Source organism: Coriobacteriaceae bacterium, from assembly GCA_025993015.1.
In the GTDB taxonomy this organism is placed as follows: Bacteria; Actinomycetota; Coriobacteriia; order Coriobacteriales; family Coriobacteriaceae; genus Collinsella.
Window position 1 is genome coordinate 868,283 of record DAJPFV010000001.1, and the last position, 25,882, is coordinate 894,164.

Consider the following 25,882-nt stretch of genomic DNA (forward strand, 5'->3'; position numbering starts at 1 on the left):
TTAAACGCACGAGGGTTGGCCATGCCGCTTTTCCCGCAACATACCGCCCGGTTCTCGCCGGACGTTCCTTTGGAGGGCACCAGCTCTCGCGAGCTGCTCAAGCGGTACCAGCCGCTCGAGACACTTGCGACCGGCGGTTTTGGCTCCATCGAGATCTGCCGCGACACGCACCTGCGCCGCCGCGTCGCCATTAAGCGCATCCCCCTTATCAACGGCGCCGGCATGCCCGCCAGCGACATCATGGATGTCCTGCGCGAGGCACACACCGCCGCCATGCTTCAACATCCCAATATCGTGCAGGTTATCGACTTTACGCACGATACCGCCTATGCCTACCTCGTCATGGAATATGTCGACGGCATGTCGCTCGCCGACTTTTTGCATCGCGTGGACGGCCATTCGCTCACCTTTGACGAGGCCGCGGCAATTGCCGACGCGCTGGGCCAGGCGCTCACCTTCGCCCATAGCAACGGCGTGCTCCACCTGGATATTAAGCCCGCCAACGTGCTCATCGACCACTCGGGCAACGTAAAGCTCACCGACTTTGGCATGGCGCGACTGTCGTCTGCCGGCGGCTTTGGCGGCTCGCGCGGCGGCACCATCGGCTACATGCCACCCGAGCAGCTCGATATCGAGACCGGCACAGTCGACGAGCGCGCCGATGTCTTTGCCCTCGCCTGCGTGATCTACGAGGGCCTGTGCGGCAGCGCCCCCTTTATGGCCGCCACGCCCGGCGACTCGCTCGGCCGTATCATCGGCGGTGCCACCTACCCCAGCGAGCTCATCCCGCACTTTCCCCCGGGAGCCGAGGCTGCGCTCATGAGCGCCCTCTCCCCCATGCCGCAAGACCGCCCCAACAGCATCGAGGCATTTTGCGACCAGCTGCTCGCCGGCTTGGGCAGCGTGCGCGAGGGCCGTCGCAGCCTGGAGCAGATGGTGGGCGAGCTGTCGGATGACGAGCGCGCGGCAGACGATATCGAATCGTTACCCTATGAGGACGACACCATCGAGGTCGACCCCGCACTCGGCTGGGCCGGCACGCGCTGGAGCCACGCGCGCGATTACACCATGCGCGCCATCTCGGCGCTAACGTGCGGTGCCTTTAGCTTTTTGATCATGCAGACGGCTGGCGTCGCGGCGCTTCCCGGACTTATTGCCGCGGCCATCGCAATTGGGGCGGCCGCCGGCCTGGCCCCGCAAATTGGCTCGGCCATCTCGGCCGTGGGCTTTTTGGTACTTATGGCCAACGCCACCATGCAGACGCAGGGCATCCTGTCGATGCTACCCGTCGCGGTGCTCTTTGCCGCCACCATGTCCGGTTGGTGGATCGCCTGGGGCCGCACCGAGGCTGCCGCGAGCGCCGCGCTCACCTGCGCGGTGGCACTTGGCTGTCTAACGGGCGACGCCCTCCTTGCCGCCGGGGTCGCCGCCGGCATCGCTGCCTTTTGGCTCGACCCGGCAAGCGCCGCGGCCGCCACGGGGATGGGCGCACTTTTTGGCCGCCTGGCTACGGTTGCGCTTTCCGCCGGAGGCGTGCTGGGGCTCGGCAATGTTGCCGCGGCGCTGGGAGACATGCTCTTCTGGGCTGCCGTTGTGCTTGTCGCGGCGACAGCTGCACTGACATCTCTGCTGCTCAACGCCCATGCCAGGCGTGCCGAGCAGGGCTCGAACCTGGCTGCAATCGCTGCCATCGCCGGCTGCGGAATAGGCACCGCGGCGTCGCTCTGTCTTGCACACCATATGGAAATTGCCAGCCTTGCGGCCGCGGTCGTCGTCAAGGCGGCGGTTGCGGGAACCCTATCCTCTATAATCGTTGGGATATGCCTATATTTGCTCGGATACCAAAGAACCTATACGGAGAGTGATCTTTCGTGAACTTCCTGAACATCTTCGAGGACCACGTGGCCGGCATCTTCGGTGCCACCCGTGCCCCGTTCTCCTTTAAGAAGCTTGCCAAGCAGGCCGCTCGCGACATGGAGGATCAGACTCTGGTGATCAACGGCGTCAACACCGCGCCGGCACTCTATACCATCCTGATCGCCGCCGACGACGATCCCATGCTCGCCCCGTTCTACCCCGAGCTTTCACGCGAAGTCCGCGAGTTTGTGAAGGCACAGGCCGAAAAGCGCCGCTATGTGTTTGTCGGCGAGCCCCTCGTTCGCTTTATGATCGACCCGCAGCTGCGTGCCGGTAAGTTCTCGGTCTTTGCCGAGAACGTCGACGCCCCCACGCTCGGTCGTCTGTACGAGGAAGAGCGTGCCTACCAGAATGGCCTGGGCCAGAACAACTCTGCCGCAAGCCGCGCCGCCAGCGCTCCCCGCGCCGGCAAGCAGCAATTCGCAGCTCCGCAGCAACAGCACCCCGCCGCCATGCCCCAGCAGCCGACGCCCCGTGCCGCCGCTCCCGACCCGCTCGCCGTGGCCGATCCCTTTGCGCCCAACGCCCCCGACCCCGCCGCCGCGCCCATCCCCGTGCCGCAGACCGTCTCTCGTGACGCCCTCGCCGGTATGGGCGGAGCCGCCGCGACCGGTGCCGCCGTGGGCCTTGGCGCCGCGGCCGGTATTGCCTCCAACATGGCGAGCACCCGCGCCCCGCAGCGCCCGCTCGCCCAGCTCGTCGATGTCGTGAGCGGCGAGAGCCACAGCATCACTTCCGCGCAGGTGACCATCGGTCGCGAGCGTTCGGTTTCGGACATCGCCCTGCGCGACCCCAACGTGTCGCGCCGCCACGCCCAGCTCACCTTTACCGGTTCGGACTGGTCGATCGAGGACCTCAATTCCACCAACGGCACGCTCGTCAACAACCGCCGCATCACGCGCTGCCCGCTGCGCAACGGCGATCTGCTGACGTTTGGCCTGAGCACCTTTGAATTTAGGGGATAGTCGCTTATGAACATCGATATCGTCCTTTTTGCAGGCCGCATCGTCCTGGTCGCCCTGCTCTACATCTTCCTGTTCGCCGTCATGAAAACCGGCGTGGGACTCGTACGCGGCCAGCGCCGCGACTCCGCTATCTGGACGATCGATGTGGACAAGGGTCCGCGCGGCATCCGTGGCATCCATGTAGACATGCTCGGCCCCGTCATCGTTGGCCGCTCGCCGTCCTCGGACATCTGCATCAACGAACCGTTTGTCTCGGCCTCGCACGCACGCTTTTCGCTGCAGGGCCCGGCACTCATCATCGAAGACCTCAACTCTTTGAACGGCACGCTCGTTAACGGCCGTCAGCTGGTGGAGCCCGCAACGCTGCGCGAGGGTGACGAGGTCCAGATTGGCGACGTGGTCATGAAGGTGAACCGTCGATGATCGACGAGGAGAACAAGTCCGCAACCATGCCCGAGACGCCAACTGTCCCCGCAGCTGCGCCGGCTCATGCCGCTCCGGCGCGCCCTGCGACCGTGGAGCCCGAGGACACGGTGTTCTCCCTGCCTCTTTCGCATGTAACTCAAGAATATCCGGCACTCGTCGATGACGAGGACGCCGGCACCGAGCAGCTCGACGCCCCCATCGGCGCGCACGCTGCCGAGCAGCCCGCGGAACCGGAGCCAACGCCCGCACCGGCTCACTTCGCCGAGCCCGTCGCCGAGGCGATTAACGAGAGCGCTGCCGTGTTTGCAGCCCCCGAGCCTGCCGCGCCGGTATTCCCCGTCGCCCCGGCAAGCGAGGCGGCACCCGCATCTGCAACGCCTGCCGAAGTCGAGCAGCCCGTTGCCGCGCCCGCCGCAGCTCCCGAGCCCTCTGCTCAACCCCAGAGCACGCCCGCGCCGTCGCACTTTGCGACGCCCGAGCCGACGGCTGTCGAGCCGCAGCAGGACGGCGACCCCGCCGACCGCGTAACCGAAGATCTCAACCTTCCGGACGTCTCCGATGCCGAGTCGGGCAACGATGCCGACACCGTCTCCCCCGGCGACACCGCCGAGATCGATGTCGCCGCCGTGGAGGCAAAGCTCAAAGATCCCGGCTCGACCATGAGCTTTGAGCCGCTGACCGACGAGCGCATCGAGACCGACTCGACCTACGACGCCGGCACCACCACGCAACTTATGTGGGGCGCCCGCTCCGACGTCGGATGCGTACGCCCGCACAATGAGGACTCCTATCTGGTGCAGTCGCCGCTCTTTTGCGTGTGCGACGGCATGGGAGGACACGCCGCCGGCGAGGTGGCATCCTCCATCGCCGTCGAGACCATCGCCAAGACGGCACCGCAGTCCGCCGACGCCGCGCGCCTGGCCGCAGCCGTCGAGGCCGCCAACGCCGCCGTGATCGAAGCCGCCCTCAACGGCCTGGGCAAACCCGGCATGGGATGCACGGCCACCTGCGCCTACATCGAAAACGACACGCTCGCCATCGCCCATGTGGGCGACTCGCGCGCCTACCTGCTCCACGAGGGCACGCTCATCCGCGTGACCCGCGACCACTCCTACGTGGAGGAGCTCGTGGATGCCGGCGAGATTACGGCCGACGAGGCCCGCGTCCACCCCAACCGCTCGGTCATCACCCGCGCGCTGGGCTCGGATCCCGCCATGTATGCCGACCACTTTACCCTGCACATCGAGGAAGGCGACCGCCTGATTCTGTGCTCCGATGGTCTTTCGAGCATGATTCCCGATAGCGATATCGAGAACATCGCTACGCAGTCCTCGAGCGCACAGATCTGTGTCGACAACTTGGTGGACGCGGCGCTCGCCGCCGGCGGCCACGACAATGTGACCGTGGTGGTCGTCGACCTAGTCGACGACGGCGTCATGCGCGAGGCAAAACGCGTCCGACGCCGCAATGTCACCATCGCCACCGTCTTGGCCCTTGTCTTTGTGCTGGTAGCAGGCATCTGGGCATACACGGGCGTCACCGGCTCCTATTACTTGGGAACCTACCACGGCAATGTCGCCGTCTGGCGCGGCCTGCCCGGCAAGACGCTCGGGGTCGAGCTCCACTGGCTCGAGAGCGAAACCAGCATCAAGCTGTCCGACCTGCCCGAAGACACGCAAAACCGCCTGAAGGCAGGCATTCCGCAAACGAGTGTCGACGATGCGCAGGACACCATTTCCAAGTACCGCCATCAGATTGACGAGGAGCAGACCCGTCAGGTGATTGACGCGCAAACGATTCGCAACAACACCGATCAGGAATCCACCTCCGAGTCAGATTCCGAGAAAACCGCCGAACAGTCAGCCGAGGCCGAAGCCTCTGATAAGAATTAGAAAGGGAGTGCCGCTTATGAGTCGCCGCAACACCGAACTGCTCTTGCTCATCGCCTCGGCGTTCCCCGTCATCCTGCTCTATGCGATGTACGTGCTCACCGCGGGTGCCACGATTTCCTTTGAGACGCTCGCCGTGCCGATCGGCCTGTTCGCCGCCTTCGCCGCGGCGCATATCGCCGTGCGCATCCTGGCGCCCGGCGCCGACCCCGCCATCCTGCCCATCGTCTTTGTGCTCTCGGGCATCGGCATCACATTCGTGACGCGCCTGGCCCCCGACCTCGCCATCTCGCAGCTCATCATCTTGTTTGTCTCGGTGGCGCTCATGGTGGGAACGCTCGCACTGGTCAAGAACCTCGACGTGGTCATGCGCTACAAGTACACCTTTGGCATTATCGGCATCATCCTGCTGATGCTGCCGATCTTTATCGGCACCACGATCTCGGGCTCCAAGCTGTGGATTCGCATCGCGGGCTTCACCATCCAGCCCGGCGAGTTCGCCAAGGTCTTCATCGTCTTGTTCCTGGCAGGCTATCTGGCCGAGAACCGCGAGCTGCTCTCCATCTCCAACCGCAAGATCTTGGGCCTCAAGATTCCGCGCTTCCGCCTGCTGCTGCCGCTGTTTGCCGTGTGGGGCGTGTGCCTGCTCATCGTCGTCTTCGAACGCGACCTGGGCTCGGCCGTCCTGTTCTACACCATCTTTTTGCTGATGCTCTATGTTGCCACGGGACGCTTTTCGTACGTCATCATCGGCCTTGCGCTGCTGGCCGTTGGAGCCGTGGGCGCCTACAAGTTCCTGTCTCACGTGCAGGTGCGCTTTCAGGTCTGGGTCGATCCGTTTAAGGACGCCCAGGGCCAGGGCTACCAGATTGTCCAGTCGCTCTTCTCGCTCGCCGACGGCGGCCTGGTTGGCGTCGGCATTGGCAACGGCATGGCAAACAACATCCCCGTCGTCGAGTCCGACTTTATCTTCTCGGCCATCGGCGAGGAAATGGGCCTTTTGGGCGGCGGCGCCGTGCTCATCCTGTTTATGCTTTTTGCCGTGCGTGGCCTCACCACGGCCGCCCGCGCCAAGTCCGACCTTGCCGCCTTTAGCGCGACCGGCCTTACGGCGGCCATCAGCTTCCAGGCATTCTTAATCGTTGGCGGCGTAACCCGCCTGATCCCGCTGACCGGCGTCACCCTGCCCTTTATGAGCCAGGGCGGCTCCTCGCTGCTGGCGAGCTTTATCATCGTCGCGCTGCTGCTGCGCGCCGGCGACGAGGCAACCGGACGCGAAGCCGAGCTCACCGGCACCGGCACCATGGCCGCCATCACCGATGATCAGGTCGCATCCGCCGCTGCCCCGACCGGTACGCGTTTTGCCAACGCACCTTCCTACAGCCACGGCAACCACTCTGCGGGTTCTCGCATGCGTCGTCGCCTGCTCGACACGCCAGAGTCCGGCGTGCTCGGCCGCGTTGCACTTGCCAACCGTCTGACTCGTGCCGTGTTTGCTTTCACGGCGCTGTTCGCCATCCTTATCGGCAACCTCACCTATGTCCAGGTCATCAAGGCGAAGGACTATCAGGACATGCCGACCAACAACCACACCATCGCCCGCTCCAAGTACATCCAGCGTGGCTCCATCATCACGTTCGACGGCGTGACACTAGCCGAGTCGCTGCAGCAGGAGGACGGCACCTACGCCCGCTCCTACCCCAACGGCAACATGGCCGCGCACGTGGTGGGCTACGTGAGCCAGCAATACGGCACCGCCGGCATCGAGAGCGTCATGAACGATACGCTCACCGGCTCCAAGGATTACTCCAGCTGGAACAACGCCATCGCATCGCTCGCGGGGCAGACCCAGCCGGGCAATACCGCCAAGCTCACCATCGACTCGCGCATCCAGACGGCTGCCGAGCAGGCGCTCAAGGGCTTTAAGGGCGCTGTGGTGGTCATGGATCCGCGTACCGGTGCGGTCCTCGCGTGCGCGAGCTCGCCCACCTATGACAACACCAACATCGATGCCCTGATGCAGTCGGGCGGTGGCGAGGACGGCTCCATGTACGACCGCGCCATGGACGCGCTCTACACCCCGGGCTCGACCTTTAAAGTCGTCACGCTCTCCGCGGCGCTCGAAACCGGCACCGCCAGCCTTACCAGCACGTACCAGGCGCCCGGCTCCATGGATATTGGCAACGCGCCGGTCACCAACGATGCCAACGAGAGCTACGGAACCATCAGCCTGCAGCAGGCCTTCGCCGTGTCGTCCAACGTCGTCTTTGGCCAGGTGGCCAACGAGGTCGGCGCCAACTCGCTCGTCCAGTTTGCCAACGCCTTTGGCTACGGTCAAAAGCTCGGTCAGGATCTGACCACCGCGGCTTCCATCATGGCCGACCCGTCGCTTATGACCGAGTGGGAGACCGCTTGGGCAGGCGCCGGCCAACCCGTCGGCATGGACCACACACCTGGCCCGCAGACCACCGTCATGCAGAATTGCGTGATCGCTGCCGCTATCGCCAACAGCGGCGTGGTCATGAACCCGTTCTTTGTGTCCCAGATACTCGCCCCGGACGGAACCGTGGTTAAGACCACGCAGTCCCGCTCGCTGGGCCAGGCTGTCAGCTCTGCCACGGCCGACCAGGTCAAGCAGGCCATGCTCGCCGTCGTCCAGTCCGGTACCGGCACCGATGCCCAGATTCCGGGCGTCAAGGTTGCCGGCAAGACCGGTTCGGCCGAGACCGGCGGCACCAACGTCAACTCTATGTTTGTTGGCTTTGCGCCTTACGATTCACCCACGGTTGCCATCTCGGTGGCCCTGGAGGATTACGACAAACACGACGTCGAGGCGGCCAAGATTGCCGGCATCGTCCTGACCGCGGCGCTCGCCGCACAGGGAGCGTGATGCCCGTGATCAAAGCGGATACTTGGGGCGCGCCGCGGCCGATGAGCTAGCGGCAACGCGCCACACGGCCCCAGCGGCCACACATTTGGTACTACACACATCGTTGAGCGAATAGTTATGTTAGGAGCAGGAATGGAACAGAGGGTCCTCGGGGGAAGATACCTCCTCAAGGATAAGGTGGGAACAGGCGGCATGGCGACCGTCTACCGTGCACAGGACCAGGTCCTCGACCGCACGGTAGCCGTCAAGATCATGCTGCCGCAGTATGCTGGCGACGCAACCTTCGCCGCACGCTTTAAGCAGGAGGCCCAGGCAGCAGCCGGTCTCTCCTCCCCCTATATCGTGGGCGTCTACGATTGGGGCAAGGACGGCGACACCTATTACATCGTCATGGAGTACTTGCGCGGCACCGACCTTAAGAGCGGCATCAAGAGCCACGGCGCCCTCGACCCCAAGAAGGTCGCCCAGATCGGCTCGCAGATCAGCTCCGCGCTTTCGGTCGCCCACAAGCACGAGATCATCCACCGCGACATTAAGCCGCAGAACATCATGGTGCTGCCCGACGGCAACATCAAGGTGATGGACTTTGGCATCGCGCGCGCCAAGAACAGCCACCTCACGCAAGACAACAACGTGCTGGGAACCGCCCACTACGTCAGCCCCGAGCAAACCCGTGGTCAGGACCTCGGCCCCACCTCGGATATCTACTCGCTGGGCGTCGTGATGTATGAATGCGCCACCGGCCGCGTTCCCTTTGACGGTGACGACGCCATTTCGGTCGCACTCAAGCAGGTCAACGAGTTGCCTATTCCGCCGAGCCAGATCAACTCCGGTGTCGACGCCGACCTTGAGCGCATCATCCTCAAGTGCATGGAGAAGGACCCGGCAAACCGCTTCCAGACCGCCGACGAGCTGCGTCAGGTGCTCAACAGCTACCTGTCGGGCCGTGCCGTCAACGTCTCGGAGCCCACGCGCATCATCGGTGCCCCCGGTGAGCTGGGCGCTACCCAGACCCGTGAGCTGTCTGACTCCACGCGCGCTATGGTTCGCCCCGTATCGGGCGTAAGCGGACAGACCAACCCCCGCAGCGCCGTCTCGGGTTCCACCGGTTCCTACGAGGTCGATCAGCCCAAGTCCAACAAGAACAAGATTATCGCCGCCGTAGTCGCCGCAATCGCCGTGGTTGGCGTTGTGGTGGCCTTCGCCACCGGGCTCTTTGGGGGCGAGCAGGTTACGGTGCCCGATGTGCTTAACAAGGACCAGCAGACCGCTATCGAGCTGATCAAGGAGGCCGGCCTTGAGGTCGGAACTGTCGACCAGAGCTATAACGACGATGTCGACGAGGGCAAGGTTGCCGAGCAGACCCCCAACGGCAACACTAAGAAGCCCAAGGGCTCCAAGGTGAACCTGGTGATCTCCAAGGGCCCCAAGCCCTCCGAGAAAGTTGAGGTTCCGCAGCTCGTCGGCCTGACCAAGGACCAGGCCGAGGCCGCGCTGGCAAGCGTGGGCCTGAAGGGCAACGCAACCGAGGAGGCCAACGAGGCCGACGAAGGCCAGGTCTTTGAGCAGGGCACTGATGCCGGCAAGGAAGTCGAGAAGGGCACGACCATCTCGTATAAGGTCTCCAGCGGTCCTGACACCACCTCCGTCCCCGATCTGACCGACATGACCGAGGCCCAGGCACGCAACGCTCTCGACATGGCTGGCTTTGGCGTCGACGTGAGCTACCAGGAAAACGACTCGGTTACCGAGGGCACCGTAATTAGCTGGAACCCTAGCGGCAAGCAGAAGCCCGGTGCCACGATCACCGTCGTCATCGCCAAGAAGTCCGGCAAGGCCAGCGTCCCGGGTAACCTGTACGGCAAGAGCATCTCCGCCGCCGTCACCGCGCTCAACAACGCCGGTTTCTACAACATCGCATTCTGCGATCAGAACGGCAACCCCGTGAGCGGCAACGAAAACGCCACCGTTACGGGCGTCTCCCCCACCGGCAAGCAGTCCACCGACAGCACGATCACGCTGACGGTTTCGCTTTCTGGCTCTGCCTCGGGTGACGATTCCGACACGACGACTAACTAGTCGACAACCCATCACCTGCAGCGGCTATGGCCGCAAACATATTCGCTCAACGGCGCCCGCTTGCTCCCCAGCAAGCGGGCGCGTTATTTATCGACAGGCCAGGGCTCCATAGCAACGCAAAGAGGCCCGCAAAAGCGAGCCTCTCAGGTAACAACAGATATGTGATGCAGTAATTACTAGCCGCAGAACTTCACCATGGTCTCGACCATGGACTCTTGCCTATAGACAAAATGTCCAGAAGCAAGGAGATGAAAGAGTAAGGACAACGCCCTCTAAAAGAAGGCCGTATATGAAGATTGCATATCCCTTTTGCCTTCATATACTCAAGAAGCACCCCTCGAAGCGCTCCTGAGAGGCCCCCTTGGATGCAACCCAGGGGATCCAGATTCTGGTAGACATCGGCACAGCAAAATCCTGCCGCGCAGGCACGAACGGACATCTTGACTCCCAACGCAATGCGGGGCGCCCCAAGACACCCCGCCACGACAAAAAACTAGTTCTCGTAGACCAGCGGGTGGCCCCAACTGCCCTCGATCTTGCAGGTCTGCGCTGCAAAACCGGCAGCGAAGTCCAAGCTCTCGCGAATTGCGGCCTCGCCGCACTCGCCGGCCTTCTTCTTGGAAAGATAGGTGACCAAAAACGCCGTCAGCAGTGAATCGCCGGCCGCCATAGCGTCTTTGAGCTCCTCGGGCGCCACGGGCTTGATGCCCTGCTCGTAGAAGTTTTCGCCGTCATAGGCGACGGAGCCCTTGCTCCCGCGCGACGCGCATACGATTTGAGGGCCAAGGGCCTTCACCCACTCGAGCTTCGCCTTGATATCCTCCAGGGAAGCGTCGCCCATGGACATAAAGGCGTACGTCACAAATGGCGCAATCTGCTCGAAGTACTCGTCGGTGGAGTCATCGGAGAAGTCGAAGCTGATAGGCACGCCGGCAGCCTTGATCTTGGGGAGCTCGCGCTCGGTGAAGCAGTAGTTGCCGCTGTGCACCAAATCGAAGCCGCTGACGTACTCGGCGGCGAAGCGGTCTATCACGTAGCGCATGTCGCCACGTATGCCGCCTTCATTGGAGCCCAGGAAGATACGGTCCCCGGTCTCGTCAACGGTCACGCGAGCGGCGCCGTTGACGCCCAGGACCTGCTGGCAGCGAAGAAGCTCGACGCCCTCGTCCTCGAGCGATGCTATAACGTGCTCGGCCTCCTCATCTGATCCGAAGATTCCCATGTAGGCGCTGCGATCGACGCCGAGCTTCTTGGCGAAGACGGCGAAGTTAACTGCATTGCCGCCGGGATACATGGTCTTGATGTGCTCGTACTTATCGACAACGTTGTCTCCAAAGCCAAGCACGCTTATAGGATAGGCTGCCATGGTTATCTCCATTCAGGTAAACCGCCGTGGTTACGGCGAGCAGACGGGGCGCGAGGGATTCGCACGTCTCAACGCGCCTCGCGCCCCGTTTTAAAATCGCTAGTACTTCTCGATGCCCATGTAACGACGCACGTCCGGGTGATGGTCGAACACCTTGCCGCGAGCGGAGCGCAGCTCACAGTTCATCGCGTAGAACAGGATTGGATCAAGGAACGCGCGAACGCTCGCCGGTACTTGGTCCATGCCGTACTCCATGGCGTCGAGCACCATAAGAGTGTCGGTATGGGTCTCGAGGAATGCGAGGGCGCGCTCATCCATGGCTCGGCACTCACTAGAAGACATCTGCAGGAAGTAGAAGACTCCGGGCTCGGTCACCTCGAAGGGGCCGTGGAAGTACTCGCCGGAGTGGATATAGGCGCAGCTCTGCCACTGCATCTCCATAAGCGAGCAGATAGCGAAGCCATAGGCCTGGCTAAACACGGGACCGGACCCCAAGATATACAGGAACTTGTGGTCCTGGCACAGGGCGGCAAAACGGTCGCAGAGTTCGGCGTTGACCTTCTCGCGAGCTGCAGGCAGGATCTGGTCCATCTTGGCGATGCCTTCGTACATGTCGGCAAGGTCGGCATAACCTTCCTGCTGATCCAGGAGCTCGGAAGCGAGAGCCAAAGAGATGCCGGCGGGCACCTCCGCCTGCGGAACTCCCTCGCCCCACGGATATACCCAGCACGTCCACTCACCGTTATCGATGCCGGAACCCGCGTTGTCCGTCTGCACGATAACGGTCGCGCCCGCCGCCTTGGCGATCGAGCACGCATCGATTACCTCGGGGGTGTTGCCGGAGTGGCTGCAAGCGATGACAAGGGACTTTTCGCCCAGGCGCTTGGGACGCATGATATCGAACTCGCGGGCGGTATACGCCTCGCTGGCAAACGTAGTCGCCTCGCGCTTGAGCAGCTCGTGGGCGGGCAGCAGGTCGATGAGGGAGCCGCCGCAGGCAACCCAGAAGACGCTATCGAAACCGCCCTTTTCAGCGATTGCGTCGGCGATAAGATCATGTGCGTTCATTGTTATTCTTCCTTTCGATACGGCGGACGAATCCGCCAACGTTTACTGCGAGTCTTCTCGTCAAGCGTGTTGACTTCCCCACGCGAATGGGAGCTACGCGCTAGTCGACAAAATACCTCTCGAAGGCGTCCATGTTGTGCCGGTCCGCTGCTGCGGGATCATCGAAATACCTTCCATCGGTGATCTCCTGACCAAGATAGCCCTCGAACCCATGCGCGTTGAGGACGCGTACGAAATCGTCCATACTGTGCTTTCCATCGCCCCAAACCAGATGGCCATATGGGTCGCCATCAATGAAGCGCATGTTCCTTATGGCACCATCGCCAAACTCAGCAAACCACTCTTCAAGGCTCTCGCCGGCGACTCCCATAGCGGTAGTGTCCACCATTGGAGTAAGGTGCGGGCTGGCTACTTGGTCAAGCATGCGCCTGGCGTCCGCGAGTGTAACCACCAAGTTGCTCTCTTCCGGCCTCAGGCTCTCCATGCAGAGGGTCACGCCGTGCTCGCCGGCATAGTCCGCAAGAATCGCCAAGTGCTCGGCAGAGCGCTTCCAAGCCTCCTCGCGGTCCTCGTCCCAATCGCCCCAACCGGAGTTGATGGACATATACGGGGCGCCGAGCACCTCGGCGAGCTCGATGCCGTGCTTAAAGTAAGCGAGGCTCCGCTGCGCGTGGAGGGGCTTTCTGGCAGCGTACTGCCACGGATACACCACGTTCTCCGGACACAGGGAGCTCACGGAGAGTCCGCGGGACTCGATCTTGCGGCGAAGCTCGTCGGCCTCGAAATACCCCGTGTGGTCCAGCGTCACGTGCGGCTCGGCCGCCCAAAGCTCGATGGTTTTGAAGCCAAGGCGCTGCTGAGCATCAAGGAAGTAATCGAGCGACCACATGATGTAGTGAATGTTCATGCCGGCGACCTGCTCGCGACGCAGACGGGGTGTGGAAGCGCTTAAATCCATGCTGGGCACCTCCTACATCGGCAGTAGGCCGGAGATCACAGTCGCGACCAATCCGAACAGAACCATGAAGATAAAGAACTTCCAGATGGTCTTCCACCATTGCCCGAAGGAGATCTTCGCCACGGCAAGACCCGCGACGGTCATGCCCGCAACGGGGCTGATGGTGTTGACGGTCTGGTTCGCGAACTGCAGAGCGGTGACGGCAGCCCCGGGATTGAGGCCCATAAGCTCGGTCAGCGGGCCCATGACGGGCATGGTGAGTGCAGCGAGGCCGGAGCTGGAAGGAACCAGCAGCGAAAGCAGGCCGAGGACGATGTACATGAAGGTGGTATAGATGAAGGACGGAGCGCCCGCAAGGAGTCCGACGAGCCAGTTAAGAATAGAGTCGATGATCATTCCGCCCTCTGCGACGACCAGGATGCCGCGGGCAATGCCGATGATGCAGGCTGCGTAGGCGAAGTCGGCGATTCCGCGGACGAACTCCTCCGCAATGGTCTTCTCGTCCAGGCCGCCGAGTATGCCGGCAAGAAGGCCCATGGCCAGGAACACCATGGAGATCTCGTCCATATACCAGCCCTGGGTAACGAGGCCCCACACGATAACGCCCATGCCGACCGCGAAATCAATGAGGACGAGCTTGTGGCGAAGCGTGAACTCCTCTTCGATAGAGGCATCGGTGACAGAGAACTCGATGCGCTTCTGCTTATCGTCCTCATAGGTGATGGAGGACTTGGGATCGAGCTTGACGCGGCGCGCGTAGCGCATGGCCCAGAAAATGCCCGCGGCGGTGAAGATGACCCACAGGATGGCGCGGAGCCAAAGCTGGGGATTTCCCTCGATGCCGATAACGCCCTGGGCGATCAGCACGTTGAAAGGATCAATAGTGGATGCGCAGTAACCAAGGTTGGGGCCGAGGAAGCAGATGATGAACGCGGTCATGGAGTCATACCCGATGCTCAGCATGATGGGGATGAAGATCGCGTAGAACGGCAGCGCCTCCTCGGACATGCCGAACGTGGTGCCGCAGATCGAGAGCAGGATCATGGAGATGGGGATGATCAAGATGTCCTTGTTCTTCAGCTTCTTGATCACGCGGCTCATGCCGGCGTTTAGGGCGTTGGTCTTGGTGACGATGGCGAACGATCCGCCGATCAGCAGGACGAACGCGACGACATCGGCCGCAGCCTGAATGCCCTTGGCGGGAGCCTGCAGGACGGCATCGATGCCCTGTCGCAGATCGACGGTCTCCCCCGTCTCCGAATCGGTGTAGACCTTGTCGACCTCTTGGTACGTTCCGGCTACGGCGACTTCTCGCTCGCCCGCGGCCGTCTGAATGGTCTGGCGGTCGAACTGACCCGATGGGACGATCCATGTGAGCACCGCGAAGAACACGATCAGCATGAACGCGATGGTGTACACATGGGGAAGCTGGAGATGGAATCTGCGCTTGGGCTTCTCCTGTTTGGCATCCGGCATTCTTAACCTCCTGCCAGAGCAACGATGCTTGCCAAAAATCCTTCACGTATAGGCAAACATCTTAGGTTGTTCTATGTATAACCTGCATGAAGGCGTCGGTCAAGAAACATATTAGGTTGTTCTATAAGTGGTAACTTTTACGCGCTAAACGGACCTGCCGCGGCAATACGAGAACAGCGCTGTGTGAGACAGAGCCGCTAGATATCGAAGCTGTAGCGCGAACCCACGTAGTACTGTCTGCCATAGCAGAAGCGCTCTCCGTTGGAATCGAGAAAGCCCGCGTTCATGAAGAACAGCGGCTCCCCTACTGGGACCTTGAGCTCGCGGGCGGCATCAATTCCCGCACGGGCGATCTCCAGCCTGCAGGGATCGGACGAGCAGGGATACCTACCCGTACGCTCCCCCACGGCCTCGAATATCGAACAATTGGAGAGACCGATATCTTTGAGAAATTCGAATCCATCGACAGGATAGTAGTTGTTCTCGAACAGGACCGGCACGCCGTCTGCGGTACGCACGCGTGAGACCAAGATGAGGTCAGAGCCTTCATCCAAGCCAAAGAAAGAAGCGAGGTCGCGATCGGCGGCAACGGTCTTGCGGGCAACGACGCGAGCGCCCGCCTTCATGCCGTTTTCAGCGCATGCTTGGGTAAAACTCTGAACATCGTCCTTCTGATGCACCTTGCGAATTATCTTTGTCGCGGTCACAAACGTACCACGCCCCTGCCGCTTGGTGAGATACCCCTCGCCCACAAGCTCCTCTATTGCGCGGCGAACCGTGACCCTTCCCACGCCGTACATCTTAGAAAGCTCAAGTTCCGTTGGAATCTGCGAGTCAACGGGATATGTCCCCTGTTCGATATCGCTCTTAAGCAAATCGAGCACCTGTTGATACAGCGGGGCGGAAGAGCCCCCATCCAGATGCGCATCCACAAAAACTCTCCCTTTAAGGCGTTCGCGATCTCAACGACTCCATTCTACCGCACACGGAAAAATGAGGTTAAACACATAGGGGCCCTGCATGTTTGAGCGTATCGGGAATCTGGTCGCTGATTTCGTCCGCATTTGCTTGCGAAAAACCAAAACGCTCCTCGCGCTTGGCGAACACGGTGAGGCCCGCCGCCTTGCACGCAGCGATCGATGATGCTCGTGTGATGTTGGCTTCCTTCCTTTGCTTGCGAGGCGCGTCACTCGTCCTGCTGAGCCGCGGGCCCATCGTTCGGCGTGGCCTGCCTGCGCGGGGCATGCCGGGAATTGATGTAGTCGTATGCGTAGGCGATCTCCGTGACGGGGACCTCCACGTGGTAATGGGCGGAAATGTCAGAGAAGCTCGTGCGGAATGCGATCGAGGTAGGCTCTGTGTCTCGGGGATGTTCATGCGGCTGGTCCTCCTTTCGCCACACACCTTACGGGCGGGGTGGTGCGCGGAACGGGTTGGCGCCAGTGTTTCGTCACGGGCGCGTGCACTTCGGCACTCCATGCTACATCTGAGTGGCATATGGCGACTTCTCGACACTCGCGCTCGACACAGCGAGCGGAAATGGCGCTGCCTGCCGAGCGCCTCGCGGGCGCATCCCGACCGCAGAAGTGAGCGCGAAGGCTCGTCGAAGTGCTGGGTGGGGGACCGGCGGTCTGGATACGCGGTTTCGTTCGGCGAAGGCGGCGAGGCGAATGGCATGGCGAACGTACGGGTTTGACGTGAACGGGTTGCCCGTGGCGGCGTGGTATCGGGAGGAGACGGTCGAGCAGGTGCTCGCGCCGCTGCTCGCCCGTCTCGCGCGCTCGCATCAGGAGAAGGGGTCGCAGGCCCATCTCGGCAACCCGGTGCGCATACGCTATTGCGACCGGGACGGCCACGTGTCGCGAACGGATATCGTCCGCCAGGTGGACGTCGCGCCGCGAAATGCAGACTCGCCTCAATCGTCGGTAAGGGGTGCCGCGGGCGATACGATGGAATCCACGGACCGCACCGCGCCGCCGAGATTGCGACGCGAACGCAGGCGATGCGCCCGAAAAACTCCTCCGCGCATGTAGGGCGAAACGCCAGATTGGAGCTCCATGAACGATTTCTCCTTCTACTCCCCCACCCGCTTTGTCTTTGGGCGAAAAGCGACCGACAAGGTTGGGGGACTCTGTCCGCCTCCGGCTACCGCTGAGCGCTCATTGTCTACGGCAGGGGTTCCGCAGTTCGCTGCGGAACGCTCGTCCGCGTGAGGGCATCGCTCGATGCCGCGGGCGTGGAGCACATCGGGCTTGGAGGGGTGCGTCCAAACCCCGAAATAGGCTTGGCACGAGAAGGCGTCGAGCTCGCACGGGCAAACGACGCCGACATCATCCTGCCCGTGGGCGGCGGCTCCGTCATGGACTGCGCGAAGGCCATCGCACTGGGGCGGTATACGACGGCGACGTATGGGACTTCTTCCGCAAGCGCGCCGTTCCCGCCGACCGCATCGACGTCGCCTGCGTGGTGACCATCCCCGCATCCGGTTCCGAGGCCTCTAACTCCTGCGTTATCAGCAACGACGAGGAGCACCTCAAATGCAGCATTAACACGGACCTCAACCGCCCGGCCATCGCCTTCCTCGACCCGGAGCTGACCTTCAGCCTGCCCGCCTGCCAGACCGCCGCGGGAGTGACCGACATGATCGCCCATATCATGGAGCGACTCTTCTCCGGCGAGCCCGCCGTGGGCGTAACCGACAACATCGCCTGCGGGCTAGTGCGCGCCGCGAGGGAGGCGGCGCCCAAGGTGATGGAGAACCCCGATGACTACGACGCCCGCGCCGAGATCATGTGGGTGGGTACGCTCGCCCATAACGCCCTGCGCGACGGCGATTGGACCTGCCGCGGCCTTGAGCACGAGCTATCCGCACTGGACACCAAGATCACGCACGGCGCCGGCCTCGCCGTCATCTTCCCCGCCTGGATGCGCTACGTATGGCGAGAGCACCCTGAGCGCTTCCTGGAGTTCAGCGCCCAGGCCCTTGGCATCGAACCCATCGATTCGGACGCGGACGAGCTCGATGTGGAGGTAACCCCCGAGCAGGCAATCGAGTACGCGGTCGAAGCGACCATCGACGAGCTGCAGGATTTCTTCGTCTCGCTGGGAATGCCGCGCGCGCTATCGGAGTTCGGAGTCACCGAGGACGATATCGAAAAGATGATTCCGGGCCTCAAGATCAACCGCGGAGAGCTCTTCGGCAGCTTCAGGAAGCTCACGCTGGACAACGCGAGAAAGATTTACCGCAGCGCACTCTAGGAAACAGATGCCAGTCCCCCACGGGCGAGCAGCACGGCGGCCCCCGCAAACCAGAAACGGCGCCGCTCCCGCGACGCCGTCATATTCCCTGGTGCCCCCGGGCGGATTCGAACCGTCGACACCCGCTTTAGGAGAGCGGTGCTCTATCCCCTGAGCTACGGAGGCATGTTGTACTAGTGTAGCAGATTTACCCCTTTGCCATGTAGCGCATGGCCACTCATCGAGAAGGCTCTATAGCGAATAGTTTCCGAGGGCAATCCTCAATATCGGAAAGAATAACCCGGAATAACGCGAAATAATGGGACAAGCTTTCCCAACTGGCCCTCAAAAGGAAAATGCATCCCGGAATGAGAACAAATTCCGGGATGCATTTTCCGCCATCTATCGCCAACGATTAGCTGTCTCTGTGGAAAAGGCTCTTGATGGCAGCGGGGATGCTCTTGGCGCCCTTGGTCGTTACGTCGATAAAATCGGGCGAACGCACGAGCTTATCCTCATCGACGTACTTACGGACCGCACGAAGCGTCTCTTTGTCATCGCGCGTCGTAAACGTAAAGTGGCCGTTATCCTTGGTAAAGATGGCAAAACGCGTGATCTTCTTGGTGCCGCGCAAAACCTCGGCGGCAATATAGTCGACCTCGTCCCACGGGATTTGAATATAATCCTCGGGATTGCGCTCGTTATAGTACTCGAACGCCTTATTGCCCACCATCACGTTACCGTGGCTGGTAAGCCCCATCAGGCAGGTTGCCGGCGTTGCCAGATCGACCGTGCTGTTCTGAGATTGCGCCATACGCGCCTCGCCCTCCAATTAAAACAATCGGACCGCATCCAGTGTACCCACCGGGTGCGGTCCGTTTCAATGGCTCAAAAGCCCTTACCTAGCAACTCTCGGTCTTAAGCCGAAGCGTGCTTACATGAAGCCGCAGAAGCGACCGATGATGCCGACGGCGAAGAGAGCCAGGATGATGACGATCGGGCTAACCTTCTTCTTGAGGAGCTTGCAGACCAGCAGGGTCAGGCACACGGCGGCAAGGCCGGGGATGAGCTGATCGAGGTTGGCCTGAAGCGTGGTGACCTTCATCTGATCAAGGGCGGTAGCACCGACGGAGTTGTACATCGTCAGCGCTTCCTTGATACCCTCGGAACCGGAAGGCAGGCTAGCCCAGTCGATAAAGGCGCCAGCAGACTGCTTGACCGTGGAGACGATCGGGGTGAAGGAAATGGACACCCAGCGCTCGACCAGGGCGCCGATGATGAACATACCCAGGATGGAAGCGCCCTCGGTGACCTTGCCCATCAGACCGCCGGAGAGGTCCTTGGCGATAGAGGAGCCGACCTTGTAGCCAAACTCCTGCGTGTACCACAGGAAAGCGTAACGGATGATGTTCCACGCGAAGAAGAACAGCAGCGGACCGACGATGCTGCCGGACATGGCCAGGGAAGCGCCCAGAGCGCCCAGAATCGGGCGAAGGGTGAACCAGAAGACGGGGTCACCGACGCCGGCGAGCGGACCCATCATACCGACCTTGACGCCCTGGATGGCGACGTCATCGATCGGAGCACCGTTGGCGCGCTCCTCCTCGAGGGCGAGGGTAACGCCAATGACGGGGGCGGAAACATAGGGGTGGGTGTTATAGAACTCCAGGTGGCGCTTAAGCGCGGCAATCTGGTCATCCTTGCTGGTGTAGAGCTTCTTGATCGCAGGGATCATTGCGAAGCACCAGCCGCCGTTCTGCATACGCTCGTAGTTCCACGAGCCCTGAAGGAACTGATGACGGAAGCAAACCTTCTTACGGTCAGCCTTGGTGAGCTGAATCTTGTTCTCTGCCATATGTATCACTCCCCTCCTACTCGTAATCGTTCAGAATGTCGCCGAGCGGGTCGCCGGAGCCACCGCCCGTGCCGCCACCCTGCTTGGCCAGATCCTTAAGGCCAAGGTAGATGAGGGCAAGGGAGATGCCGATGAGGCCAAGGGCGATCAGCGTGAGCTGAGGGATGGCAGCAAGGACAAAGCCGAGGATGAAGAACGGCCAGGTCTCCTTGGTGGCCATCATGTTGATGACCATGGCGTAACCGACGGAAGCGACCATGCCGCCGCCGACGGCCATGCCGCCGGACAGCCAGTCGGGCATAGCGTTAAGCGCGTTGGTAACAGCCTCGGCCGGGATAACGCACAGAAGTACTGCCGGGATGGCGATACGAAGGCCCTGCATGAGGATGGCAGCGTACTGCCAGCGCTCGATGCCGGAGAAGTCGCCCTTCTCGGCGCAACCGTCCATGGCGTGAGCGATAGCGGTAGCAATGGTACGGCAGATCATGGTCAGGAACAGACCAGCGACCGACAGCGGGACGGCGACGGCGATGGCCGCGGTAACGGCCTTGGCCGAATCAGTGGCGCCACCGTTGAGGGCGAGCACCATGATGATCGAAGAAGCGACCGAGGCCAGAGCGGCGTCAGGCGCGACGGCGGCGCCGACGTTAGCCCAGCCAAGGGCCATCATCTGGAGCGAACCGCCCAGGAGGATGCCCTCCTGAAGGTGACCGGTTACGAGACCGATAAGCGTGCATGCCACGAGCGGCTGATGGAACTGGAACTCATCCAGAATGCCTTCCATACCGGCAAGCAACGCGACAATCGCAACAAGCAGAATAGTGATTGCAGACATGTATCGGACCCTCCTTTACTATGCTTGAGCGGCCAGTTCGGCCTTAGCTTTCTTCAACATGGCGTCGAGATCCTCGGAGGAATCCGAAGGAACCTTGCGGACCTCGAACTTGACGCCCTTGGCCTTGAGGGCCTCGAGAGTCTTAACGTCGTCATCGCCCATGGCGACGGCGTTGGTGACGACGACCTTGCCCTTGGAGTGAGCCATGGAACCGATGTTGACTTCCTTGATGTCGACGCCGGCCTCGATGGCCTTGAGCAGATCCTGCGGGTTCTCGAAGAGCAGCATCGCCTTGGTGTCACCAAAGCGCGTGTCCTTGACGACCTCGGCCATCTTCTTGATGGGCACGACGTTGGCATGGACTCCCGGAGGGGCAGCCTGCTCGATCATGGTCTTGCGGAGCTCGTCGTGAGCAACGCCGTCGGAAACCACGATAATGCGGTTGGGGTTGATCTGCTTGGTCCACGTGGTGGCCACCTGACCATGAAGCAGACGGGTGTCGATACGGACATGGGCAATCTTGATGTGCCCATCGCCGATGACCGTTCCCGGAGGAATGGCGCCTGCAGGAGCAGCGGCGGCCGCAGCCGGCTTCTTCTCCTCGGGCTCCAGAGACTCGGGCTTGACGCGCACGCCAGCCTTAGCCTCAGTCACGAGATGTTTTGCGATCGCATGTGCAGTGTTCTTTGCGTCAAAGCGCTGCGAATATGCCTCGATGAGCATAGGCAGGTTGACACCGGTGACGATAGCCCAGGAATCGTGGCCCTCGATGAGCCCGCTGATCTGGTTGAACGGCGTGCCGCCCCACAGATCAACGAGGAAGAGCACCTGCTCCTGGTCCTCGAAGGAAGCGACTGCTTCCTCGACCTTGGCGCGGAAATCGTCGGGGCCCATGCTCGGCTCGAGCGAGACCACGGCAACAGACGGCTGATCGCCAAAGACCATCGAGCCCGTCTGCTTGATTCCAGCTGCCAAGTCCCCGTGGCTAGCAAGAACAATACTTACCATCACATAACCTCCTTTTTGTCTACGTATTTCCTACACGACATGAAAGGAGTATACCTGTTTGGATTGTGGAATTATAGCTAAATTCGCAAAAGGTTGGATTATTTGTTTAAACGTCTAAGTTTGTTACAAATTGATTACATTGCTGGTTTACAGCTCATTGCCTGATAAAACGTGATTTGCCGATTGTTTCCAAAGACATATACAGGCGCACTGTTCGTTAAAACCGCTTTTAGGTGGATCCCAATGCGCCTGCGTGCCGCCATTTTGTTTAAACAGACATGACTTGACTAACCGAAGCAAATATGTTTAGAACTCTAGCCCATGCAGTCATTGGATGTTAGGCGATGTGGAGTGGGTTGGCGGCGTCGACGGCATCGGGTGCGTCGGAGAGGCCGTCAGGAGCAGCGTCTGCCGGGTCCTCGTCGGGAGTCTCGATCTGTTTGATCATTACCTCTTGGCCCTGCAGCAAATAGGTCTCGCCGCTACCGCAATGGGGACAGGTCTTGCCGTGCTCGACCGTCGCGTAGTCGCAGCCGCACGCCTCGCAATGTGTCACGGCCTCGACGGGCTCCACGATAAGCTCCGCGCCCTGCGCGATAGGCTTTTTATCTGCTGCCCAGCGCCAAGCGTCGAGCAGCAAGTCGGGAACGACGCCCGAGACCTCGCCCAGTAGCAACGTCACGCTCGAAACGCGACGCACGCCATGAGCGCGCGCCACATTCTCGACATCGCGAATGATGTGGTAAACGATTCCCAATTCATGCAAGGTAGAAACCTTTCAACAACGGTTGATGCGATGTCAGCCAAACGTCAGCGAGCGGCGATCCAGGTGCCCCAGGTTGCCCCGAAACAAGGCGTCCGCTGGGCTTTTGCCCGCGGCGCCGAAGTTGAGGGGCAAGATGGGGTGCTTGGGCGCCGCGCAGCGTCGGCAGTGCCGCCGTTCGTTAGAACGGCGGAACCTCATTACTTGCGACCGAACTTGATTTTGATTGCACGCTTTAGAGCGTACTTGCCGAGGCTTGGGAGCTTTTGCTCGTATTTGACCATCGTGGAGCACTCGGGGCGGTCGCGATCCAGATGGATGGCGTCAAACGCGCACTTGGTGGTGCACAGGCCGCAGCCAATGCACTTGTTGGGGTCGACGATCGAGGCGCCGCAGCCCAGGCAGCGGGCGGTCTCGGCGCGCACCTGCTCCTCGGTAAAGGTCTCAACATACTCGCTAAACGGCGCAGCCTTCTCGCGTTCGCGGTCCACATGCGCAACCTCGCGGCTCGCGTTGTCGTAGCTCTCGAGCACAACGTCGTTGCGGTCGAGCGCGGTGTAGCGGCGCTGGTTGCGGCCGATGGTGAGCGTGGAGCCCGGCTGCACAAAGCGATGGATGGACACGGCGGCCTCGTGGCCGGCGGCGATGGCATCGATGGCAAAGCTCGGACCGGTGTAGACGTCGCCTCCCACAAAGATGTCGGGCTCAGCGGTCTGATAGGTCTGGGGATCGGCAAGGGCGCCCTGGCCGCGGCCAAGCTCCACCTTGGAGCCAGCCAGCAGGTCGCCCCACACAATGGACTGGCCAATCGACATGACGACGCGGTCGGCATCGACACGGCGCAGATCGTTCTCGTCGTACTCGGGCGCAAAACGGCCCTCGTCGTCAAAGACACGCGTGCAGCGCTTGAAGGTGATACCGCACACACGGCCGGTCTCGTCCAGATGGACCTCCTTGGGGCCCCAGCTGCAGCTGATGTGCGCGCCGTCCTCGATGGCCTCGCGACGCTCCTCCTCGCTCGCGGGCATCTGGGCCTCGCTCTCCAGGCAGAACATCTCAACGTGCTCGGAGCCCAGGCGGCAGGCGTTGCGGGCCACGTCGATGGCCACGTTGCCGCCGCCCACCACGATGGTGCGGCCGGGCAACGCGTCGATCTTGCCACTGTTGACCTCGCGCAAGAAGTCGACGGCCACGGTCACGTCCTCGGCATCCTCGCCCGGAATACCGGCAAGGCGGCCACCCTGGCAGCCAATAGCCACGTAGAAGGCCTTAAAGCCCTGCTCGCGCAGCTCGTCGAGCGTCACATCGCGACCGACCTCCACGCCATAGCGGAACTCGGCGCCCATCAGGCGAATGACCTCGACCTCCGCCTCGATAACATCCTTCTGCAGCTTAAAGCTGGGAATGCCGTAGGTGAGCATGCCACCCGGGCGCTCGTTTTTCTCGAACACGACGGGTTTATAGCCCTTCTCGGCCAGATAGAAGGCGCAGGACAGACCGGCCGGACCGGCGCCGATGATGGCAATCTTCTGATCGAAGCCGCCGGCGCGCGTCGGCGTCACCACGGGCGGAACGTAGCGGGTCGCGGCGTCCAGATCGCGCTGGGCGATAAACTTCTTGACCTCGTCGATAGCCACGGCGGCGTCCACACGGCCGCGGGTGCAGGCATCCTCACAGCGGCGGTTGCACACACGGCCGCAGATAGCGGGCAGCGGGTTCTCGCGCTTAATGAGTGCTAGGGCCTCGTCATAGCGACCCTGAGCCGCGAGCTTCAAATAGCCCTGAACGGCAACGTGCGCGGGGCAGGCCGTCTTGCAGGGAGCGGTGCCGGACTCATGCGTCTCGATGCGGTTGTCGTTGCGGTAGTTGGGCGACCACTTGGTGTGATCCCATTTGGTGGCATCGGGCAGCTCCTGGCGCGGATACTCGGGCACGCGGCCGCCGGCCTTTTTGCTGCAGAGCTTCTGGCCCAGTTTGGCGGCGCCGGCCGGACACACCTCAACGCAGCGACCGCAGGCCACGCACTTGTCCTTCTCGACCTTGGCGACATAGGCCGAGCGCGACAGGTTGGGCGTGTTGAACAGCTGCGAGGTGCGCAGGGCATAGCACACGTTGACGTTGCAGTTGCAGATGGCGAAGATCTTGTTCTCGCCGTCAATGTTGGTAATCTGGTGCACAAAGCCGTTGTCCTCGGCCTGGCGCAGGATGTCGTAAACCTCGTCGCGCGTTACATAATGGCCGCGGTCGGTCTCGACCACGTAGTCGGCCATATCGCCCACGGCGATGCACCAATCGGCCGGGTCGTCGGCGCAGCCCTCACCCATCACGCGACGGCTCGCGCGGCAGCTGCAGGTGCTAGCGGCATATTTGCCATCGTATTTGTCGAGCCAATGCTCGATATGCTCGATCGGCACCGAGGTGCTCGAAGCATCGATAGCCTTCTCGACCGGAATGACGTGCATGCCGATACCGGCGCCTCCGGGCGGCACCATCGGCGTAGCCTTGGACAGCGGGCCTTTGGATGCCTGTTCAAAGAACTTGGCGTAGACCGGGTGCTCTTCGAGCTGGCTCACGCGCATGTTGAGGAACTCGGCAGAGCCCGGCACCAGCATGGGCAGCACCCACTGCTTGGCGCGCTCGGGGTTTTCCCAGTTGTACTCGAGCAGACCCGTGTAGCTCATGTCGTCGAGCATCTTCTCGATATCGGCCTCGGGCATGCCGGTGAGCTTGACCATCTCGGGCAGCGTATAGGGACGGCGCATCTTCATCTTGCAGAGCACTTCGGCCTGCTCGTCGGTTGCGGCCTCGGCAAACGACCAGTACTCGTAGCCCAGCAGCTCGTCGCGATGCAGCAGACGGTTGGTGCAGTGCTCACACAGTTTGACGATTGCCTCGCGCGGATGCTCCGGCAGCGGCGGCACGAACTCCGAACCGATGTCGGGCTCGGTGTAGCTAATTCCCGGTCCGTTGAGAATCATGTTTGTCCCTTCTCTTGCCGCAGCCCGACGAGGCCGCAGCGCCCCTCTTTTTTTGCAGGCCGGGCATGCCCCATGCCGTTCACCCGCCATTGTTGACATTGTGTCAAAAATAGTATTGACGAACCGTCAACAATATTCAAGACTGTTAGGCGAACGGTCAGGCAAAAGAGGA

The 25,882-nt window shown here is 61.7% G+C and carries 18 protein-coding genes, 1 tRNA gene and 1 pseudogene; 8 read left to right on the plus strand and 12 right to left on the minus strand.

The window, feature by feature from the left end; genetic code table 11:
- The first annotated feature begins 21 nt into the window (after positions 1–21).
- The 6 genes from OIL77_03740 to pknB all read left to right on the plus strand — a co-directional run bounded on the left by OIL77_03740 (position 22) and on the right by pknB (position 10,166).
- Entirely contained in the window at positions 22–1,875 is a 1,854-nt protein-coding gene (locus OIL77_03740; protein ID HJI44530.1) for a serine/threonine protein kinase, read from the plus strand.
- Positions 1,872–2,882 (plus strand): DUF3662 and FHA domain-containing protein, encoded by a 1,011-nt coding sequence (locus OIL77_03745; protein HJI44531.1) that lies wholly within the window; start codon positions 1,872–1,874, stop codon positions 2,880–2,882. Before OIL77_03740 ends, OIL77_03745 begins: the two co-directional genes overlap by 4 nt.
- Positions 2,883–2,888: 6 nt before the next feature.
- Positions 2,889–3,305 carry an FHA domain-containing protein gene (locus OIL77_03750; GenBank protein HJI44532.1) on the plus strand — a complete coding sequence of 139 codons (417 nt, stop codon included), beginning with the start codon at positions 2,889–2,891 and terminating at the stop codon, positions 3,303–3,305.
- The gene (locus OIL77_03755) at positions 3,302–5,200 is read left to right on the plus strand and encodes a Stp1/IreP family PP2C-type Ser/Thr phosphatase (protein ID HJI44533.1); all 1,899 of its coding nucleotides are present in this window, start codon (positions 3,302–3,304) and stop codon (positions 5,198–5,200) included. Before OIL77_03750 ends, OIL77_03755 begins: the two co-directional genes overlap by 4 nt.
- A gap of 16 nt (positions 5,201–5,216) precedes the next feature.
- Positions 5,217–8,087, plus strand: a complete 2,871-nt coding sequence (locus OIL77_03760) for an FtsW/RodA/SpoVE family cell cycle protein (GenBank protein ID HJI44534.1) — start codon at positions 5,217–5,219, stop codon at positions 8,085–8,087.
- A gap of 132 nt (positions 8,088–8,219) precedes the next feature.
- The gene (gene pknB / locus OIL77_03765; protein ID HJI44535.1) at positions 8,220–10,166 is read left to right on the plus strand and encodes a Stk1 family PASTA domain-containing Ser/Thr kinase; all 1,947 of its coding nucleotides are present in this window, start codon (positions 8,220–8,222) and stop codon (positions 10,164–10,166) included.
- Between the two features lie 493 nt (positions 10,167–10,659).
- Here pknB and OIL77_03770 read toward each other — a convergent pair whose 3' ends face one another.
- The 5 genes from OIL77_03770 to OIL77_03790 all read right to left on the minus strand — a co-directional run bounded on the left by OIL77_03770 (position 10,660) and on the right by OIL77_03790 (position 15,966).
- Complete coding sequence (locus OIL77_03770; protein HJI44536.1) at positions 10,660–11,532, minus strand: PfkB family carbohydrate kinase; 873 nt, start codon at positions 11,530–11,532, stop codon at positions 10,660–10,662.
- Positions 11,533–11,631: 99 nt separating this feature from the next.
- Positions 11,632–12,600, minus strand: a complete 969-nt coding sequence (locus OIL77_03775; GenBank protein HJI44537.1) for an SIS domain-containing protein — start codon at positions 12,598–12,600, stop codon at positions 11,632–11,634.
- A gap of 100 nt (positions 12,601–12,700) precedes the next feature.
- A complete protein-coding gene (locus tag OIL77_03780; protein HJI44538.1) occupies positions 12,701–13,558 on the minus strand; it encodes a sugar phosphate isomerase/epimerase in 858 nt (285 codons plus the stop codon).
- Positions 13,559–13,570: 12 nt separating this feature from the next.
- Positions 13,571–15,034, minus strand: a complete 1,464-nt coding sequence (locus OIL77_03785) for a YfcC family protein (protein HJI44539.1) — start codon at positions 15,032–15,034, stop codon at positions 13,571–13,573.
- A gap of 197 nt (positions 15,035–15,231) precedes the next feature.
- A complete protein-coding gene (locus OIL77_03790) occupies positions 15,232–15,966 on the minus strand; it encodes a GntR family transcriptional regulator (protein ID HJI44540.1) in 735 nt (244 codons plus the stop codon).
- Positions 15,967–16,746: 780 nt separating this feature from the next.
- On the opposite strand from OIL77_03790, the gene OIL77_03795 reads away from it, so the two are divergent.
- Together OIL77_03795 and OIL77_03800 are read left to right on the plus strand one after the other, a co-directional pair.
- Positions 16,747–17,067 carry a hypothetical protein gene (locus tag OIL77_03795; protein ID HJI44541.1) on the plus strand — a complete coding sequence of 107 codons (321 nt, stop codon included), beginning with the start codon at positions 16,747–16,749 and terminating at the stop codon, positions 17,065–17,067.
- Between the two features lie 24 nt (positions 17,068–17,091).
- Positions 17,092–18,292, plus strand: a pseudogene (locus tag OIL77_03800) (iron-containing alcohol dehydrogenase).
- A gap of 89 nt (positions 18,293–18,381) precedes the next feature.
- On the opposite strand, the gene OIL77_03805 reads toward OIL77_03800, so the two are convergent.
- The 7 genes from OIL77_03805 to OIL77_03835 all read right to left on the minus strand — a co-directional run bounded on the left by OIL77_03805 (position 18,382) and on the right by OIL77_03835 (position 25,710).
- A tRNA-Arg gene (locus OIL77_03805) sits at positions 18,382–18,457 on the minus strand.
- Between the two features lie 229 nt (positions 18,458–18,686).
- Positions 18,687–19,085, minus strand: a complete 399-nt coding sequence (locus OIL77_03810; protein ID HJI44542.1) for a DUF956 family protein — start codon at positions 19,083–19,085, stop codon at positions 18,687–18,689.
- A 120-nt stretch (positions 19,086–19,205) separates the two neighbouring features.
- Positions 19,206–20,126, minus strand: a complete 921-nt coding sequence (locus OIL77_03815) for a PTS system mannose/fructose/sorbose family transporter subunit IID (GenBank protein HJI44543.1) — start codon at positions 20,124–20,126, stop codon at positions 19,206–19,208.
- Between the two features lie 16 nt (positions 20,127–20,142).
- Positions 20,143–20,961, minus strand: a complete 819-nt coding sequence (locus OIL77_03820; GenBank protein ID HJI44544.1) for a PTS mannose/fructose/sorbose transporter subunit IIC — start codon at positions 20,959–20,961, stop codon at positions 20,143–20,145.
- Between the two features lie 18 nt (positions 20,962–20,979).
- The gene (locus OIL77_03825; GenBank protein ID HJI44545.1) at positions 20,980–21,969 is read right to left on the minus strand and encodes a PTS sugar transporter subunit IIB; all 990 of its coding nucleotides are present in this window, start codon (positions 21,967–21,969) and stop codon (positions 20,980–20,982) included.
- 337 nt (positions 21,970–22,306) lie between these two features.
- The gene (locus OIL77_03830; GenBank protein ID HJI44546.1) at positions 22,307–22,735 is read right to left on the minus strand and encodes a hydrogenase maturation nickel metallochaperone HypA; all 429 of its coding nucleotides are present in this window, start codon (positions 22,733–22,735) and stop codon (positions 22,307–22,309) included.
- A 197-nt stretch (positions 22,736–22,932) separates the two neighbouring features.
- Positions 22,933–25,710 carry an FAD-dependent oxidoreductase gene (locus tag OIL77_03835; protein ID HJI44547.1) on the minus strand — a complete coding sequence of 926 codons (2,778 nt, stop codon included), beginning with the start codon at positions 25,708–25,710 and terminating at the stop codon, positions 22,933–22,935.
- Between the last annotated feature and the right edge of the window lie 172 nt (positions 25,711–25,882).

Bases quoted from the DNA above. Each gene is read 5' to 3' on its own strand.
- OIL77_03740 (HJI44530.1), top strand. From the start codon at position 22: ATGCCGCTTTTCCCGCAACATACCGCCCGGTTCTCGCCGGACGTTCCT.
- OIL77_03750 (HJI44532.1), top strand. From the start codon at position 2,889: ATGAACATCGATATCGTCCTTTTTGCAGGCCGCATCGTCCTGGTCGCC.
- OIL77_03755 (HJI44533.1), top strand. From the start codon at position 3,302: ATGATCGACGAGGAGAACAAGTCCGCAACCATGCCCGAGACGCCAACT.
- OIL77_03760 (HJI44534.1), top strand. From the start codon at position 5,217: ATGAGTCGCCGCAACACCGAACTGCTCTTGCTCATCGCCTCGGCGTTC.
- pknB (HJI44535.1), top strand. From the start codon at position 8,220: ATGGAACAGAGGGTCCTCGGGGGAAGATACCTCCTCAAGGATAAGGTG.
- OIL77_03770 (HJI44536.1), bottom strand. From the start codon at position 11,532: ATGGCAGCCTATCCTATAAGCGTGCTTGGCTTTGGAGACAACGTTGTC.
- OIL77_03775 (HJI44537.1), bottom strand. From the start codon at position 12,600: ATGAACGCACATGATCTTATCGCCGACGCAATCGCTGAAAAGGGCGGT.
- OIL77_03780 (HJI44538.1), bottom strand. From the start codon at position 13,558: ATGGATTTAAGCGCTTCCACACCCCGTCTGCGTCGCGAGCAGGTCGCC.
- OIL77_03785 (HJI44539.1), bottom strand. From the start codon at position 15,034: ATGCCGGATGCCAAACAGGAGAAGCCCAAGCGCAGATTCCATCTCCAG.
- OIL77_03810 (HJI44542.1), bottom strand. From the start codon at position 19,085: ATGGCGCAATCTCAGAACAGCACGGTCGATCTGGCAACGCCGGCAACC.
- OIL77_03815 (HJI44543.1), bottom strand. From the start codon at position 20,126: ATGGCAGAGAACAAGATTCAGCTCACCAAGGCTGACCGTAAGAAGGTT.
- OIL77_03820 (HJI44544.1), bottom strand. From the start codon at position 20,961: ATGTCTGCAATCACTATTCTGCTTGTTGCGATTGTCGCGTTGCTTGCC.
- OIL77_03825 (HJI44545.1), bottom strand. From the start codon at position 21,969: ATGGTAAGTATTGTTCTTGCTAGCCACGGGGACTTGGCAGCTGGAATC.
- OIL77_03835 (HJI44547.1), bottom strand. From the start codon at position 25,710: ATGATTCTCAACGGACCGGGAATTAGCTACACCGAGCCCGACATCGGT.